Genomic DNA, 17,343 nt, shown 5'->3' with positions numbered 1-17,343 from the left:
GAACATTCCCGTCCCGGACATGGAGGCCTTCCTGGCCCGCTACGCCGTCCCGGTCATCGGGGCGGAGAAGACCGACCGACTCCGCGCCGCGGTCGAGGGCTTGGACTCCGCGGCTGACCTCTCCGCGCTCTCGGCGGCCATCGCCTGAAGGATCGGGCGCACGTCGGCTTGCAATGTTCGGCAGGCCGCGCGGCCCTGGTCGCCGCCGCCTCTGAGCGACTTCGACCGAACGGCTACACCGGGTTTCTCGTAGGCGTTTCGAGGGCCGAGCTCTGCCCGTCCGCCGCCGTGCAACTTCATGCGGCCAGCGCAGGAGATTACAACAAGCTTTCGCTAATGGTTCGGCTCTTTGGCGGTCATCCTCGTCGGGTCAGACACGTTGCCAAGCCCAAATTCACAGGATGAGTGCAGAGATGACCCCGGACGACACGTCTCGCGAGCCCGAGACCAACGAAGCCCAACGCGCAGCCGCGAGCAAGAAAGTCGATCAGGTCAACGGCTGGCTTCACCTCGGCGGAGCGCCGGCTGTCGAGGACTACGAGCATCTTCGCGATGCGGGGATCACGCACGTCGTCGATGTACGTGTAGACAAGGAGTTGAACGCCGACCCGGCGCGGCTGGCGCAGATGGGAATTGCGTATCGTCGGGCTCCGGTCCCCAACTTCGGCGCGCCGACTGCCGATCAGCTTGATGACGTCATGAAGTGGTTTGAGGCCAGCGCTCCGGACAGCAAGGTCTACGTCCATTGCGTGGGCGGCATTGGTCGCGCGGCGACCACGGCTGTCGGGTTGCTTGTCCTGTCTGGAAGGGGGCTCGACGAGGCCGTGCAGCTCGTAAGTCAGGCTCGGCCCCAAATTAAGATCGGCCCCGATCAGATGGTGTTCCTGCGCACGCTCGAGGAACGCCGTGCCGCAACCCGCAGCGATTGAGCTCCCGGCCCCCTGCCGGCGAGCCCATCGACGGTTGCGGGGCGACTGCGGACACGCCCCCACCCGTCGAACCATTGATGTTCGAGCCGCCCAATCTGCGAAGGATGTTGGATGAGCCCTGCGGAAGCCCCGCCGCGGGACGAGGCGCAACTGGCGCGCGAGGTGCTCGATGTTCTGGGCGCCGCCACCGTGCGGCGGCACATCTTCCTCTGCGCAGATCAGACCAAGCCGAAGTGTTGCGATCACGCCGAGGGCTTGGAGTCATGGCGCTTCCTGAAAAGGCGGCTGCGCGAGCTGGGACTGCTGGGCGCTGGCGGCATCATGCGAACCAAGGCCAATTGCCTGCAGGTCTGCCACGCGGGGCCCATCGCGGTGGTCTATCCGGACCGCGTCTGGTATCGCCACTGCCGCCGCGACGTTCTTGAACGGATCATCCAAGAGCATCTGATCGGCGGTCGGGTGGTGGCGGAATACGTCATCGCCAGGCCAGCGGACGGCTCGAGCTCAGCCAATTGCTCTGGGCTGGAGCCCTTCACGCCATGACCCCCCATCACTGGCGCCGATTGCGCGAGCATCGCCCCTCGTGCCCGTTGATCATCCCCTCTAACCCGCTCTCGGGAACCAATTCCCGTCTCACGCCGAGCCTGGCGGGACACCGGACCGCCTCGTCACACAGCACCGCGCTTGCAGATCGACGATCGGCAGGGGCCCGCTCCCCCCGGCTCAGGGCGGGTTTGACCATGGCGGCGACGATCAGGGTGGAAGGCGCAGGGGGACCTGGCTTGCCCGCGCCCCATCGCCAGGTGGGGCGCATCGCATGGCGATAGGCCGCCTGCTGGTTGCGAACCGGTCCGAGATCGCGATCCGGATCTTCCGGGCCGCCGCGGAAATGGGCATTGAAACCGTCGCGCTTTACGCCGCGCAGGATCGGTTGAGCCTCCACCGGTTCAAGGCGGACAAGGCCTTTCAAGTCGGGGCCGGCCTGGCGCCGATCGAGGCTTACCTTTGCATCGACGAGGTCATGCGCGTGGCCCTGGAGGCCGGCGCGGACGCCGTGCATCCGGGCTACGGGTTTCTCTCGGAGAACCCGCAACTCGCAGAAGCCTGCGCGGCGGCCGGCATCGCCTTCATCGGGCCGTCGGCAGAGACGCTCCGGCAGCTAGGCGACAAGGTCACGGCGCGGCGCCTCGCCGAGCGGGCGGACGTACCCGTCGTGCCGGCCACGGCGGCGCTTCCCCATGACGAGGCCGAAATCGGTCGGCTGGCCGCAGAGATCGGCTATCCGCTCATGTTGAAGGCCTCGTGGGGCGGCGGCGGCCGCGGGATGCGCCCCATCTTAGATCCGAAGGAACTGATACCGTCGGTGATGTCCGCCCGACGGGAAGCCCGCGCCGCCTTCGGACGAGATGAGGTCTACCTTGAGAAGCTGGTTCGGCGCGCGCGGCACGTGGAGATCCAGGTGCTCGGGGACCGGCATGGAAACCTGCTGCACCTCTACGAACGCGATTGCTCCATTCAGCGACGACGACAGAAGATCGTCGAACGCGCGCCGGCGGCGTTCCTGGCCCCACAAACGCGGGACGCCATGTGCGAGGCCGCGCTGCGCATCTCCCGGGCCGCCCACTACGAAGGCGCTGGCACCGTTGAGTTTCTCCTGAACGAGGACGACGGCGCGTTCTACTTCATCGAGGTCAATCCCCGCATTCAGGTCGAGCACACGGTGACCGAGATGGTGACCGGCATCGACATCGTGAAAGCGCAGATCCGGATCGCGGAAGGGGGACGGCTCGGAATCGTCGCCGAAACCGGCGTTCCCCCGCAGGCGGAGATCCGCCTCGACGGCCACGCCCTGCAGTGCCGCATCACCACGGAGGACCCTGAAAACAACTTCATCCCCGACTACGGTCGCATCGTCGCGCACCGCGCGCCTTCGGGCTTCGGGATCCGCATCGATGGCGGCACCGCCTACGCAGGCGCCGTCGTGACGCCGTTCTACGATCCCCTGTTGGAGAAGCTCACGGCTTGGGGCCGGAGCCCCGAGGAGTGCGTCGCGCGGAGTCAACGCGCGTTGCGCGAGTACCGAATCCGGGGGCTGGCGACGAACGTCTCATTTCTGGACGCGCTTCTGTCGCATCCTCGATTCCGCGACATGAGCTACACGACAACGTTTGTCGACGAGACGCCCGAGCTCTTGCGGTATCCGCGCAAGCGCGATCGTGGAACAAAGCTGCTGTCCTACATCGCCGGCGTGACGGTGAACGGTCATCCCGAGACCAGGGGACGACCAAGACCCCGCGACGTCCGCGTCCCGAGTCTGCCGGTGACGCCGATCCATCCGGCGTCCGAGCCCGCCAAAGCGGTGTTCGATCGGGTCGGCGCCGAGGGCCTCTCGCAATGGATGCTCGCGCAGAGCCGCCCGCTCGTCACCGACACCACCATGCGGGACGCGCACCAGTCCCTCCTCGCCACGCGCATGCGAACCTTCGATATTGTGCGGCCCGCGCAGGCGTACGCCAACGGCCTGCCTGACCTCTTTTCGCTCGAATGCTGGGGTGGCGCGACCTTCGATGTCGCCATGCGCTTTCTGGACGAGGATCCCTGGGAGCGGCTCACGGAACTGCGGCGCCGGACGCCGCATGCCCTGCTGCAGATGCTCCTGCGGGGGGCCAACGGGGTCGGCTACACCAACTATCCGGACAATGTTGTTCGCTACTTCATCCAGCAGGCGGCCGACGCCGGCGTGGACATCTTCCGCATCTTCGACTGCTTCAACTGGGTCGAGAATATGCGCGTCGCCATCGACGCTGTCGGCGCAGCCGGGAAAATCGCCGAGGGCGCGATTTGCTACACCGGCGACCTCCTCGACCCCAGCCGTGAAAAGTACGCGCTCGACTACTATCTCGGTCTGGCGCAGGCGCTCGAACGCGCCGGCTGCCATGTGATCGCGATCAAGGACATGGCGGGTCTCCTTAAGCCCCGCGCCGCTCGGCGGCTGGTGACGGCTCTCAAGGAGACGGTGGGATTGCCCATCCAGCTGCACACCCATGATACGTCGGGGATCGCGGCCGCCACGGTGCTCGCGGCGGTCGACGCCGGCGTGGATGCATTCGATGCGGCCATGGATGCCATGTCCGGCGGAGTCTCGCAGCCGTGCCTGGGCTCTCTCGTGGAAGCTTTGCGCGGCGGACCGCGCGACACCAGGCTAGACCCCACCGCCATCCGCGCCATCAGCGAGTACTGGGAGAAGGTCCGGGCGCAGTACGCCGCCTTCGAGGGCGACATGCGCGCGGGCGCGTCCGAAGTCTACCTGCACGAGCTTCCCGGCGGGCAATTCACCAATCTCCGGGAACAGGCCCGGGCGCTGGGCCTTGCCGATCGCTGGCACGAGGTCGCCCGCGCCTATCGCGCCGCGAACGACCTGTTCGGCGATATCGTGAAAGTTACGCCCTCCTCCAAGGTGGTGGGCGACATGGCCCTGATGATGGTGTCGCAGGGCCTGTCGGCCGACGACGTCCTGAACCCGGCCCGCCAGATCGCCTTCCCGCAATCGGTCACGGAAATGCTGCGCGGGGAGCTGGGACGGCCTCCAGGCGGGTGGCCGCCCGCCATCCAGAACAGGGTGCTCAAGGGCGCCGCCGAACTCAGCGACCGTCCCGGGGCGCTGTTACCGCCCGTCGACCTTGCGAAGCTCCGCACCGAGTCCGCGACCGCTTGCCGACGCGACATCGATGACCGCGAATTCGCGTCGGCGCTGATGTATCCAAAGGTGTTCCTCAACTTCTCCCGCGCCAGCCAGGCTCAGGGGCCCGTGAGCGCATTGCCCACCCCTATCTACTTTTATGGCATGGCGGCAGGTGACGAGGTCGAGGTCGAGATCGAACCCGGAAAGACGCTGCTCATCCAGCTGCTGGCGGTCGGGACGCCGGATGGAGAGGGCATGGTGTCGGTCTTCTTCGAACTCAACGGCCAGCCGCGGCAGATCAAACTGCGCCAGGACAGCGCGAAGGCGCCCCAACGCCGCCGGCTTAAGGCCGATCCGTCGAATCCGGCCCATGTCGCCGCGCCCATGCCGGGGATCGTAAGCTCCCTGAGCGTCGCGCCGGGTCAGAGGATCGAGGCGGGCGCGATCCTGTTGTCCATCGAGGCAATGAAGGTCGAGACCCAGCTGACGGCGCCGTCCGCGGCGACGGTCGGCGAGGTCACGGTTCAGATCGGCGCCACCGTCGAGGCAAAGGACCTGCTGCTGACGCTGGAGCCCGTGGCCGGCGCTGGCGAGGGCTGACCAGCCGATGATGCCAGCGCACTGAGGCGCCGCTGGAAATTCGGACATAAAGGCTAAGTTTGGCTCGCCTTGGAAGGGCGGACTTCAGGATCCAGACGCGGCGCGGCCCTCGCGTTGAAGATCCTCGCGGCCAACTCGCGGACGCCTCAACCGGCTGCGGCGTCGACCAGGAAGTCTATGAGCGCCCTGACGGGCGGCGCCACCCCGCGACGGGACGCATAGGCCACCTGCAGTACGCCTGAGCCGGCGCTCCAGTCCGGCAGCAGTCGGACCAGGCGTCCGGCGGCCAGATCCTCGGCGCAAGCCATCAGCGGAATGAGCGCGACGCCCGCCCCGTCGAGCGCGGCGCGCCGCACGGCCCCCATGTCATTGGTGATCAGCCGCGGCCGATGGCTGAGATGATGAACGTGGCCGGACGGATCGACCAGCCGCCAGATGTGGGGCTCGCCGCTGGCCGTCGCCAGCGTCTGTCCGTCCGTCAGAAGGTGGAGATTGCCCTGGTCCAGCCCTGCCAGGCCTTCGAGCCGTTCCGGCGCGGCCACCAGAATGTCCGGGGCGTCCAGCAGCTTGCGTATGACGCAGTCCGGTTCATCGACCTGGCCGTGGCGCACGCGCAGGGCGACGTCGATCCGCTCGGCGATCAGGTCCACTCGGCGGTTGGTCGTCTCCAGCACCACCTGGACCTGAGGATAGCGGGCGAGGAAGGCGGGAAGCAGCGGACTGAGCCAGTATTGCGAGATGGTGACGGGACAACTGACGCGCAGCGTCCCTTGCGGCTGCGCGCGATGGCCCTCGACCATGGCCTTGGTCGCCTCGATTTCGGCGAGGATCGCCTCGGCCCTCACGCGCACCTGCTCGCCGATCGCGGTCAGCGAGAAGCCGCGCGAGTTCCGTTGGATGAGCCGGGCGCCGAGCCGCTCTTCGAGCCCTGAAAGGCGCCGGCTGAGGCGCGACTTGGGAATGTCGAGCGCGCGGCCGGCGGCGGAGAAGCCGCCATGCTGAGCGATACGGGCGAAGAGGATGAGATCGTCCGCCTCGCTGTCGCTCATCCCGACATTCCCTGGTTCGTCGCCATCATTCGCTAAGCCATGGCGCCCAAACGGCCGGCGCGAAAGTCGTCGAAGGCCTGTTGGATCTCTTCGATCGTGTTCATGACGAACGGGCCGCCGCTGACAATCGGCTCGTCGATGGGCTCGGCATGGCCGAACACCAGGACCGTATCGGTCGTCGCCTCGATCTCCACGGCGTCGCCCTCATTCAGCTCAACGAGGTTGAACGCCCCGGCCCGGCGGCCGGCCACTTCAATCTCGCCGCGGGCGACATAGAGGAAGACGTCGCGGCCCCTAAGTCCATCGAAGCGGACCTTGCCGCCGGCCTCGGCTGTGACCGTGGCCATGAACACCCCGCTCAGCGAAGTAATCGGGCCTTCGGCGCCGTTGTGCTGGCCGGCGACCAGGTTCACCCGCGCCTTGTCGTTGGCGGCGGGCAGGGATGGGATGCCGTCGCGCTGCACGCCGACATACCGAGGCGTGGTCATCTTGAGCCGTGCGGGCAGGTTCACCCACAGCTGCAGGAGTTCCAGCGGCCCGCCGTTGCGCTTGAATTCCGACGAGGACACCTCGGCGTGGACGAGGCCGCTGCCGGCCGTCATCCACTGGACGCCGCCCTCCAGGATCGTGCTCTCATGGCCCGCCGTATCGCGGTGGGTGAGCTCGCCTTCAAGGATGAAGGTCACGGTCTCGAAACCGCGATGGGGATGGGGACCGAATGGCAGGCCGCCATTGTACGGCGGATAGACCTGCGGTCCGTGGTGATTGAGGAACAGGAACGCGCCGAGGTTCGGCAGGGCCGGGCCCGGCAGGGGCCGACGGGTCTGGAGGTCCGCGATGTCGTCGCGATGCGCGGCGTGCAGACGCTTGATGGTTCGCTGGATGGTCATGGGGTGGTCCTTGCGACGGGCGGGATCGCGGCGCCGGGCCGCGATCCCTGGAACGTGGGTCAGCGTGAGCCTTCCTTGAGGGCGAGCAACTGCCATTGCCAGCGCAGGCCCTGGCCGAAGCCGCCGCCGCGCGCGGCGAACAGATTGGCGACGTCGCCGGCGGTCGGCCGCGCCCAGTCGCGCTGGAGCTCGCTCACGTAGGCCCAGGTGGTCATCGGCACGGCGCCGGCCTGGATCATCCGCTGGACGGCCATGTCGTGCGCCTCTTTCGTGGCGCCGCCCGATGCGTCGGTGATGATATAGACCTCGTAGCCCTCGGCCAGAGCCGAGAGCACCGGCATGGCGAGGCAGACCTCGGTCCATTGGCCGGCCATCACCAGCTTGCGCTTGCCCGTGGCCTTCACCCAGTCGGTGACGCGGGGGTCTTCCCACGAGTTGAGCGTGGTGCGGTCGATCGGAACCTGATCGGAGGTGGCGTCGGCCAGCGCCGAGACCACATTCTGCTTCTCGGCGAAGGCGGTGGTCACCAAGGTGGGCACCTTGAAGATCTTGGCGCCCTCGGCGACGGCCGCGACATTGTTGATGATGTCGCCCACTTCGTGGGAACGGGTGGTGAGCATCTGCAGGTACTGATGGTCGATCAGCAGAAGGGCGTGGTTATCAGGGTCGAGGAGGGGATTCTTGGAAGCGCTGACAGTCATGGGAGGTCTCCGTTGCTTGTGACGCCCCACATATGAAGTGGTCGAAAGCGGCGGGGTATCCGGCAGCATCGCGAAGCAGCGTTCCAATTTCAGAACGAAGACCCCTGACGTTATTGGCTCATCCGTACCGGCGCCCGCCGGAAACACCGGCCGGCGCCGCATCGGGGCTGAGGTCCTCGCCAGGGCGCGGCGCAAAACCGGTCGAACGACCTCCCCGCCCCTCCAGACCGCACGACGCTCAGGCGGGTGACCATTCGGTCCCGGATCCCCTTGAACGCTTGAGCGCCGGCGATCCGATCAGGACCGGTTCCCTACGATGCCTCGGCCGGCGGCCCACGCCGCGGCGTAAAGCTTCTCCATCTCGTCGCCAGCGGCGCGAGCGATGCGGATGCTGAGGAGACCGAGCGTTCCGATCTCTTGGTCGAGGTCCCGCGCGGCGTGGATGCGAGCGGCCAAGTCCTGGGTGACCTATGCTGTCAGGCGCCGGCGTCCAGCATTGCGAAAATAGAATGTCATGGGCATGACGTTGCTTGGCGACCGCAGGACCGCCGTGTTCAGGATCCGCTGCGGGACGTTTCCGACGTCGTTGCTGGCGACGTGCACACCGTTGTTCGCAAGGCCGGCCGAGACGATGCCAGCTGTCAGGACGAGATCGATGTGGCGGCGGATGATCTCGCGCCCGGCCTCAAGACGCTGCGTCTCGGGCAACGATCGGCCTCGGCGCCACAGCTCCATGATTTCGACCAGCTCGGGCGGCGGCTTTTGACCGCGCCGGCCATTGGACCTGAACCACTGGGCGTACTCCACCCCCAACAGCGCCCCCGACGCATAGGGCGAGGACGGGAAGAGGAAGTCCGGATAGATGAAGGGGTCTTCAGAGAACGTGCTCTGCAGCGTGATCTGGAGTTCGCCGGAGATCATCCGCATCCCGAACAGGGTTCCCTCCAGCTCCCTCAGGTCCATGTCCACGCCGATGTCGCGCCACTGTTCGCGGATCATCTCGCCAAGTGAGGCGTAATCGAAGCCGGACCTTGTCACCGAAACGACGAGCCGCAGCCGTCCGCCGCCGTCGCGGCGCAGGCGGTAGCCCGCTTGGTCACGTGCGCTGAGGCCCAGACTGTCGAGCATGCGATTCGCACGCTCTGGATCGTGCGTCGCCCAGCGCTGCGCCCAGGCCTCGCCGGGATAATACTTGCAGTCCGGCGACGGCGTGGACGCCGAAGGCACAGCCGTTCCGAACAGAAAGGTGTCGTTGATCTGTGGACGGTTGATCGAGAGAGACAGGGCCCGGCGGAAGCGCACGTCGGCGAGCAGCGCGCCGATCTCCGGATCCTGCTTGTGATTGAGGTTGAACCGAGCGGCAAGGTCCGTCCCCTGGTAGGGATTCATGCCGACGACGTAGTTCGCCCTTCGTCGGTTGGACAACAGGAACGGGAGCTTCGAGACGTAGATGTGCCGATCCTGGAAATCAAGCTTGCCGGCGGCCGCCTTAAGCACCACGCCGTCCGGGCTCAAGCAGAGCACATGGTCGATATGGTCGACGTAGGGCAGTTGGTTGCCGGCGGTGTCGACCCAGACGCAGTACGGGTTCCGCGCCAGGCTAAGGTTTTGGGTGTTGATCGGCGAGGTCACGCGCCAGGGGGATGTCACCGGAAGGTCAGGATTGAGCGTCCAGTCGTTTAGGGCCTTGAACCTGAGGGTCCAGTTTGCGAACCCGACCTCACGAGCCTCGCGATTCAGCTCATCCTCGCTGCGGGCAGAGGCATGGAATCGCTCGAGATAGTGTCGTGGCGCATAGCCCCCCATGCCGCTACGGCCGAGGAACGAAGGCCCCCCAAGTTCACTGTAACTGGCCAGTACGTCAGCGAGGAGTGGATAAGGCGCGGGCGAGACGAACTCTACAGTCAGGTCGTCCACCTTGCGGACGACCACATCGCCGCCCGTCACCTGCAGCGTCAGGCTGGGGCCGCCCACAATGCGGCGGTCAAGATACATTCGCTGGTACCAGAACAGAATGTCATCGGCGGAGAACGGCGCGCCGCTCGACCATCGCATGCCGCGGCGCAGCGACAGCGTGAGCACCCGCTGGTCTGGACTGAAGACAAAGTCCTTAGCGATGTTCGGACGAATTTCCCGCCAAGCGTAGTCCCAGGCAAGCAGGCCGTCTGGGCCGGATGCGAACCGTCCGATGCCCTGACTGTCTTCCGGCCCCACGAAGGCCCGGCGGATCGTGCCGCCGTAGCTGCCGATCTCGTGGAGCGGGCGGACAACGATGGGATCCAGCCCGATACGCTCGCCGACCGGTGGCAGGCGCCCCGCGCGTACTTCCCGGGCGAGCATCGGCGCCTCTTGGAAACGCGCCGGCATCAGACGCGGGTCGCGCAGTACCTCGGGCCCCGTGAGCGGAAACATCGGGACAGAGGCCTCGCCGACCGGCCCAGGGGTGTTGCTCCCGAGCCGGGGCTTCGGACGCATCCACTGGCGCCATGCCAGTCCGGAGAGCCCGATCGCGGCGCCGCCTGCGAGGATCACCGTCCGCCGCGGGATCATTGGATAGGTTCCGGAGGACCTGGCAGGTATGGCGCCGTCGCTGGCGCACTCTGGATCCAGTCCCGATTCATGTTCGACCTATGGCAGCGCGGCGGGCGCGATGGAGGGCTGACGAAAACCCACCGGGAGGCCGGCCGCAAAGAGTTCGGCAGCCGAACCAGCTGACCGGATTCCAGGCCTGTGGGGACCCGACCACTTCAGGCTGGTCAATGGCTCCGTAAACTCAAGTCAAGTCGAGTCTATTCGTCGCAACCCTTGGCAGTGGAAAACCCTGAGACAACTTCCTGCAAAAATTCTCCAATCCAAGCTTTGCTTTTCTATGTTGACGGTCGGCGCCGTGTTAGATTCATATTTCGCCTTGCAAGAGTGTCGTCTTGGTGGGGGCAGACTATGAGTGTCGTAGACCCTTGGCCATTGATGACTTCACACCTTGACCCTGATCGTGACGTTTTCATCCAGTCTGTAGGACGGGGACTCGCGGTCATCCGGGCCTTCGGTCCGGGTCGTGGTCAGCTGACGATCTCCGAGGTGGCCAAGGCGGCGCAACTCGACCGGGCCGGAGCCCGCCGGATCCTCTTCACCCTCCAGTCCCTCGGCTACGTTGGGGTCGAAGGCCGGTTGTTTCATCTGACGTCGCGGGTGCGGGACCTGGCTCGCGGCTATCTCAGCCAGTCGCTCTGGCAAATCGCCCGACCCCAGCTGGAGCGCCTTGCGGCCACCCTGAACGAAACGGTCTCGGCCGGGGTGCTCGACGGGTTCGACCTCGTCTACACGCTACGGATTCAGAGGCTGCAGATCTTCGAATTCGACCTCGGCGCAGGGGCTCACATCCCGGCGCACACCTCGAGCATGGGGCAGGTGCTCCTTGCCGCCCTTCCGCCGGTCGACCTCGCCAGCTACATGCGGCAGGCGCGCTTCGAGCCGTTGACCGCGACGACTCTCATCAGCAAGGAGGCCTTGACCGAGAGGTTGCAGCTCGTGCGCCAGCAGGGCTGGGGCATCGCACGAGGGGAGTTCGAGTCCGGGACGACTGGGGTCTCGGTTCCGCTCGTCGATCGCGAGGGATTCACGCTTGCCGCTTTGAACGTCAGCATGACAACGGAGCGGGCCGGCCCAGAGTACGTCGAGGGCCGGATCCTGCCCATCTTGAGGGAAACGGCGGCGGGGATCACCGCCGCCCTCAGTTCGCAGCCCGGCTAGGCCTCGTCAGCCCGCGACAGTCTGGGCCGGCGCGGCGCTGATCCTCAGTTGCTCAAGGTCCGCGGACCCCTTGGTCATGCGCTCCGCCCCCCCCTCTCGCACCACGATGGTGTCCGCATACCGGAAACCGCCGACGCGGGGGATGTAGATTCCGGGTTCGATCGAATAGAGCTCGCCGGCCTGCAACGGCCGATCCGCGAAGGGCAGGTCCTCAGGAAAATCGTGCATGATGACGCCAATGCCGTGGCCGGCGCGCAGCCGGCAATGGGCGCCGTGGCCCGCACGTTCGATCACGCTCTGAGCGGCTGCCTGGATGCCGTTGATCGGAGCGCCTGGCGACGCCGCCGCAATTCCGGCCTCCTGGGCTTCGCGAACACATTCCACATAGCCCACCAACTCGCGGCTGGGAGACCCGACCAGCCAGGGGCGCGTGAATTCCGTCGTGACTCCGTTCAGCCGCGTGCTGATCTGCGAGATGAGCACCGTATCCCGTTCGACCCGACGGTCGACGGGGGCGTTAATTGGATTGAGGTAGGCCGAGTCGGGATTTCCCACCGAGAAGATGCCCATCACGTGGAAAGCCGCATCGGGGTAGCGTCGCGCCGCCTCGGTCATAAGCATGGCGGCGACCGTGTGGTCCGCCTCCCCCGTCTGCCGGCCGGGCTGCAACTCCTCGCCAAGCCGCTGCATCGCCCATTCGCTGAGCGACGCACCCGCCCGCATGGTTTCGACCTCTTCCGGATGCTTGATCCAACGAAGGCTGCGGAACATTGGCTCGGCCGCATAGAGCGTCACGTCGGGAAGGCGCTCGGCGACCTTCCTCAGCGGACCGGTGAGCGCATCGACAGCGATGCGGGCACGCCCGAGCCCGGCCTTGGCCAGTCCCGTCGCGACCATCTCGTCCCAGTTGCCCGTGTTCCACGCATTGTAGCGTTCGGCCAGCGGCGTGTCCGCGTAGAAGACCATCTGGTCCACCCAGAGTTGCCCACCGTCGAACGCCGCGGTCGCCGCCGGTTCGCTCATGTCGGCCAGGAACGCGAGCGCCTGGCCCTCCTTGGTGACGACGACGAGGACGGGCCGCTCCCAGGTCTTCTCGAGGATCTGGAAATTGAAGGCCCATTCAGCCCATTCGGCGCTGGTGAAGGCGATCGCATCACAGCCCGTCTCGCGCATGAACGACAGCATGCGCTCATGACGATAATTCCTCACGGCACGACTAAGTCCGGGCAAGTTCAACCTCCTCTTTGCTGCTCAGACCCCAGTCGAACCGCACAAGATCTGTTCAATCAAAATGTTCGGCGCGCGAACTTATGTTCATCTAGAGACCGCAAGCAAATTGTCGGCATATTTTTCCTATGTTACGCTTGTCTATTAAGTTCACTCCCTTATTTTCGTAAGTTTATCCAAGCAGATATATGATATACTTGCGTATATACGTAGGCTGAGGGCTGGAGCGAGGCTCAATCCTGACGCGCGTGCGCACATCTCCCAACCCCAGGCGTCCACGGCGCCATCGCGAGCGCAAAGATCAGGACGAAGCTGAGATACCAGCCAGGCGCGCCAGCCCCAGCGCCGCGTCTTTGGCGGGGACCAGGCCTACTGGGCCCTCATCCAGATGGCCGCCACGCCGACGCTGATGGGCCGCGCGCCCAGGTCGCGCGCAGACGGCGCAGCGCGCCCCGGCGACGCCACGGGACAGCCCGTCGCGGGCGTCACCCCCGACTGCGGCCTCTTTCGCCGTCGCAGCGGAACATCACCGAAGCGATCGCGCCCCGTCGCAGGCGCATTATTGCTGGATGACAGGGCGATGATCGCCGGCCCGCTCGGCGCGGCTATCTATCGATCGGCGCGCTGGAATTTGGCGAAACGCAAGCCAAGCTCTGCCCGCGTAACGGGATTTCCTGGGCGGTTTTTTAATTGTCTCCGCTGTGTCATAATTCGTTGAAGCTTAACGGCCCGGCACGGCCCGGACCTAATTTGCGAAGCTGAGTAATGATGACGCCGCATACATCTGTCGTCGCTCACGCGGACGATTCGGACGTCTCTTTTCAGGACGGCCTCGATACACAGGATGGCTTCATCCTGTCGTTGGCCCGCGGCCTATCCGTGATCGAAGCCTTCCGGCCGGATTGCGAGCGGATGACCATGGCGCAGGTGGCCGCCGCGTGCGGTCTGACGCGCGCCACCGCCCGGCGGTTCCTCCACACCCTTTGCACCCTCGGCTATGTCCGATCCGAGGGTCGCTTGTTCTACCTCACGTCCCGCGTCATTGAATTGGCCGCCGGCCACCAGAGCAAATCGATCTGGGAGCTCGCGCAGCCGATCCTCGACGAGGTGGCGGCGAGCCTGAACGAACCGGTCTGGGCCGGCGTCATGGACAGCGGGGAAGTCGTCTGCAAAGTGCACGCGCGCCCCCCGAAGGTGGTGCAACTCCTCATCGCGCGTCGCGTCGGGCTCCCGGCGACCTCGACCGCAATTGGGCGCATGCTTCTGGCGCGGCTGCCGGACGCAGAACTTGATCTCTACCTGCGCGACGCGCGCCTGCAGGCGTTTACGCCGCACACGGTGACCGACATCACCGAATTGCGGCGGCGCCTCGAGGCTGCGCGACGCCAGGGATGGTGCCTGGAGCGCTCGGAGGTCGACGAGCGCTTTGCCTGCGTCGCGGTCCCCCTGACAGACCATCTCGGCGCCACGATCGCCGCGTTGAAGGTCGTGATGTCCGCCGCGCGCGCGACGGACGAGTTCGTGCAAGATGTGGCGGTGCCGCAGCTGAGAAAGGCCGCGGCCGACATCCTCGAAGCCCGTGATGCAGGCGGCGCGGCGTCGGAACCTTCGCCTTTCAGGCCAACATAGACGCCGCCGTTTCATCGGGTAGGCTCGAACAGGTCCGAAGGCAGGCCGTCAAACAGCGTCTGTCGCGGGCCTCCGGATTTCGAGACCTTCGATCTCTCCAGCGGGTAGGCGGCGCGGGCGAACGATTCCACGTGGCTCGGGCCGACGGTCGCGCCTGCGCGTTGGAATTGTCCACCCGCCGCCGACCGCGTTCAATCCGAGCGACGTGAGAGGCAGGCCTATTTGCCAATTCGGGCCGCGCGCCCTGCGGCCGCGCGTCGGCGCTAAAGGCTTCTGCGCGGCCGATGGGCTCGCTGGCCCAAGGCCCTCTGGCTAGCGCCGGGTGGCGACCAGCTTGATCTCGACCAGGTAGCGCCCAATCAGCTCGCCCCCAACACAGGTGCGTTGCGGCCAGTGCGCCGGGTCGTCTCCAACCCATCGATCCCACGCTCGGTCGAACACAGGCTTATCCTTGAGGTCCGCCAGGTGGATCGAGGCCGAGAGGATGCGCGTACGATCGGCGCCGGCGTCAGCCAGGAGCCGATCGAGCTTGGCGAACAGATCTGTCGTCTGCACGTCGATGTCGGGCGCATCGGTGTCGGCGACGCCAGCGAGCCAGACGAGGTCGCCATGGATGCTCCCCGCACTGCGACCCTTCACGTGCTTCCAGGGGTGCGGCACACGTTTGATGGTGCGGGTCTCGGTCATGATGTTGATCCCGGTGGACGGAGCCCGGGACGATTCCGCAGGTCCTTAAGACCGAACTTTTCCCGAGCCGGTCCCCCTGCGGCAAAATGTTTGACGAGCGATCCGCGTGTTCGCTACGCGGGCGCCTCGGCGCGTGCGATCCGTCGCGCCGTGCGTCCGTGGTCCGGGGCCCCGCTAGCGCGCCTTGGTCCGCGGCCGTCCTCCCATGCGCATCTCCGCACCGACGTCCCGCGGCAGGCTGAGGTATTCCGGCAGCGCCAGCAGCCCCGCGGCGCCGATGGCCAGGAAGGGCAGGATGAAGTCGTTGGCCGTCAGAGCAGCATGGCCATGCGCCCGCGAGAGCGAAAGGGCGACAGCGCCGAAGCTGACGCCGATGCTTAGGCTCAGCTGCTGAGTCATGGCGCTCAATGTCGACGCGCGACCGCTGCGTTCCGGGGGTATGCCCGAATAGGTGAGCGCGGAAGACGCGATGAAATGCGTCACGCGCAAGAATTCGCCGACCGGCGCCAGCACGAAGATGACGACGCCGGGCGTCCACGGACGGAATAGCGCCGGGAGGCTGGCGCTGATCGCGCTTCCCAGAGCGAAGACCACCAGCGTGGCGCGGAAGCCCATCCGGCGGATGGTCGTCGGCCCGACGAACCGACCGAGCAGCGACCCCACGGCGGCCACGAGCATGACCAGCCCGCTCTCGAAGGGCGACCAGCCGAGCGCGCTTTGCAAGAGCAGCGGCAACAGGAAGGGCAGCGCGCCCAGCCCGAGGCGGATCGCGCCCCCGCCCAGAATGGTGGCGCGGAACGAGGGAATGCGGAACAGCGCCACATCGAGAATGGCGTCCTTGGTGCGCAGCATGTGGCGAACCATGATGGTGTTGATGGCCGCCGCGAGAACCGTTGCCGGCAACCACACGCCCAGTGGGACACCGGCGCGCCCGATCAGCTCGGCCGCTCCCATCAAGGAGCCCACGCCCAGAATCGCCAGCACCGCGCCGGCCGCGTCGAACCGGCCGGGGTTCTGCAGCGCCAGCGGCGGCACGAGGCGCCGGACCACAAAGAAGCCCGCGACACCCACCGGGATATTGATCAGGAACAGCCAACGCCAAGTCGCGAACTCGATCAGCAGGCCGGCGAGCGGCGGGCCGATCAGCGGCCCAATCATCGCGGGAATGGTGAACCAGTTCAGAGCGTTGACGAGTTCGTTCCGTGGCGCCGTCCGCGCCACGATCTGACGCCCCACCGGGGTCATCAAGCCACCGCCCAGGGCCTGCAGGATCCGGGCAAGAACAAGGTGCTCAAAACTGTTCGCCAGCGCGCAGCAGGTCGATCCCAAGAGGAAGACCGAAAGCGCGGTGAGGAACACCCGCCGCGCGCCGTACCGATCCGCTAACCAGCCGCTCAAGGGGATCAGCATGGCCGCGACGATCAGATAGGCCGTGAGCACGAGCTTGAATTTGAGGACGTCGACATGGAACTCGCGCACGAGCGTTGGCAGGGCGGTCGCCAGGGCGCTGGTGTCCGTCAGCTCCATGAACAGCCCGCAGGAAACCGCCAGGGCGACGAGCTTGGCGGGAGCATACGTCCGCGACACCTCGGCCCCACGGATATCGTCCATGACATTCAATCCCGGTGGATGGACCCCGGGACAAGCGCCGCCGATCCTTACGGCGGCATGATCCCCGAGCCGGTCACGCGGCGGCAATGTGTTTGGCCAGCGACTCTGATGTTCGCAAGGCGAGCGCGCCGGTGTGGGTGATCGGGGCCCTGAAATTCGGCGCCGCGCGCAGCGGTTTCAAGCGGTGAAACGCATCCCGAACATGAGCGCCAGCACCACCCAAAAGCTCGAATAGAAGGTTCGCCAACCCAGCGTCATGCTTCGCGGCGGAAAGCAAAGCCACCAGGTCATCATCCAGATCCCCACCAGTGCGCCTGCCACGAAACAGACGCCGTAGGGCGTGTACAGCCTTGGCAGCAACCCGTTGGCGACTCCACGGGCGACCCCAGTGACGATGGTGCCGACGATAAACAGGCCGACAATCCTGCGCACCTCTATGTGGCGCAGCTCAGCCTGCACACGCTGCAGGTCGCCCATCCGTCTCAGCTGCGGCCAGAGCACGATTTCCGTATAGAGCACCGTCCCAAACCAGAACGCGGCGCAGACCACGTGGGCGTATTGCAGGATGTAGTTGACGTAGATCATGCC

At 66.1% G+C, this 17,343-nt stretch carries 13 protein-coding genes; 5 read left to right on the top strand and 8 right to left on the bottom strand.

Annotated features, from left to right (window positions below):
* Positions 1-413: 413 nt before the first annotated feature.
* From VNW53_RS00715 to VNW53_RS00705, 3 genes are all read left to right on the top strand, one after another.
* Positions 414-929, top strand: coding sequence for a dual specificity protein phosphatase (locus VNW53_RS00715; RefSeq protein WP_325552913.1), 516 nt, complete (start codon positions 414-416; stop codon positions 927-929).
* A 111-nt stretch (positions 930-1,040) separates the two neighbouring features.
* A complete protein-coding gene (locus tag VNW53_RS00710) occupies positions 1,041-1,472 on the top strand; it encodes a hypothetical protein (protein WP_325552912.1) in 432 nt (143 codons plus the stop codon).
* 274 nt (positions 1,473-1,746) lie between these two features.
* Positions 1,747-5,211 carry a pyruvate carboxylase gene (locus VNW53_RS00705; RefSeq protein ID WP_325552911.1) on the top strand — a complete coding sequence of 1,155 codons (3,465 nt, stop codon included), beginning with the start codon at positions 1,747-1,749 and terminating at the stop codon, positions 5,209-5,211.
* A gap of 146 nt (positions 5,212-5,357) precedes the next feature.
* On the opposite strand, the gene VNW53_RS00700 is transcribed toward VNW53_RS00705, so the two are convergent.
* The 4 genes from VNW53_RS00700 to VNW53_RS00685 all read right to left on the bottom strand — a co-directional run bounded on the left by VNW53_RS00700 (position 5,358) and on the right by VNW53_RS00685 (position 10,401).
* The gene (locus tag VNW53_RS00700; RefSeq protein ID WP_325552909.1) at positions 5,358-6,260 is read right to left on the bottom strand and encodes a LysR substrate-binding domain-containing protein; all 903 of its coding nucleotides are present in this window, start codon (positions 6,258-6,260) and stop codon (positions 5,358-5,360) included.
* 32 nt (positions 6,261-6,292) lie between these two features.
* Positions 6,293-7,150: a pirin family protein gene (locus VNW53_RS00695; protein ID WP_325552907.1), complete on the bottom strand. Its 858-nt coding sequence runs from the start codon at positions 7,148-7,150 to the stop codon at positions 6,293-6,295.
* 59 nt (positions 7,151-7,209) lie between these two features.
* Positions 7,210-7,851, bottom strand: a complete 642-nt coding sequence (locus VNW53_RS00690) for an isochorismatase family protein (protein ID WP_325552905.1) — start codon at positions 7,849-7,851, stop codon at positions 7,210-7,212.
* A 468-nt stretch (positions 7,852-8,319) separates the two neighbouring features.
* Positions 8,320-10,401 (bottom strand): ABC transporter substrate-binding protein, encoded by a 2,082-nt coding sequence (locus VNW53_RS00685; protein ID WP_325552903.1) that lies wholly within the window; start codon positions 10,399-10,401, stop codon positions 8,320-8,322.
* Positions 10,402-10,791: 390 nt separating this feature from the next.
* Here VNW53_RS00685 and VNW53_RS00680 point away from each other — a divergent pair, with 390 nt between their 5' ends.
* Complete coding sequence (locus tag VNW53_RS00680) at positions 10,792-11,601, top strand: IclR family transcriptional regulator domain-containing protein (protein ID WP_325552901.1); 810 nt, start codon at positions 10,792-10,794, stop codon at positions 11,599-11,601.
* A 6-nt stretch (positions 11,602-11,607) separates the two neighbouring features.
* Here the strand turns inward: VNW53_RS00680 and VNW53_RS00675 are convergent, their stop codons facing one another.
* Positions 11,608-12,786 (bottom strand): Xaa-Pro peptidase family protein, encoded by a 1,179-nt coding sequence (locus VNW53_RS00675; RefSeq protein ID WP_325552899.1) that lies wholly within the window; start codon positions 12,784-12,786, stop codon positions 11,608-11,610.
* Positions 12,787-13,593: 807 nt separating this feature from the next.
* Between VNW53_RS00675 and VNW53_RS00670 the strand changes: the two genes are divergently transcribed.
* Positions 13,594-14,457 (top strand): IclR family transcriptional regulator domain-containing protein, encoded by an 864-nt coding sequence (locus VNW53_RS00670; protein WP_325552898.1) that lies wholly within the window; start codon positions 13,594-13,596, stop codon positions 14,455-14,457.
* Positions 14,458-14,769: 312 nt separating this feature from the next.
* Here VNW53_RS00670 and VNW53_RS00665 read toward each other — a convergent pair whose 3' ends face one another.
* The 3 genes from VNW53_RS00665 to VNW53_RS00655 form a co-directional block, all read right to left on the bottom strand.
* Entirely contained in the window at positions 14,770-15,144 is a 375-nt protein-coding gene (locus VNW53_RS00665) for a RidA family protein (protein WP_325552897.1), read from the bottom strand.
* A gap of 174 nt (positions 15,145-15,318) precedes the next feature.
* Positions 15,319-16,755: an MFS transporter gene (locus VNW53_RS00660; RefSeq protein ID WP_325552896.1), complete on the bottom strand. Its 1,437-nt coding sequence runs from the start codon at positions 16,753-16,755 to the stop codon at positions 15,319-15,321.
* Between the two features lie 177 nt (positions 16,756-16,932).
* On the bottom strand, positions 16,933-17,340 hold the full coding sequence (locus tag VNW53_RS00655) for a hypothetical protein (protein WP_325552895.1): 408 nt from the start codon (positions 17,338-17,340) through the stop codon (positions 16,933-16,935).
* Between the last annotated feature and the right edge of the window lie 3 nt (positions 17,341-17,343).

This window comes from Phenylobacterium sp. (assembly GCF_035569475.1).
Taxonomy (GTDB): Bacteria; Pseudomonadota; Alphaproteobacteria; order Caulobacterales; family Caulobacteraceae; genus Phenylobacterium.
The sequence above is the reverse complement of the archived record's forward strand: the minus strand, read 5'-3'. Positions and strand labels throughout refer to the sequence as shown.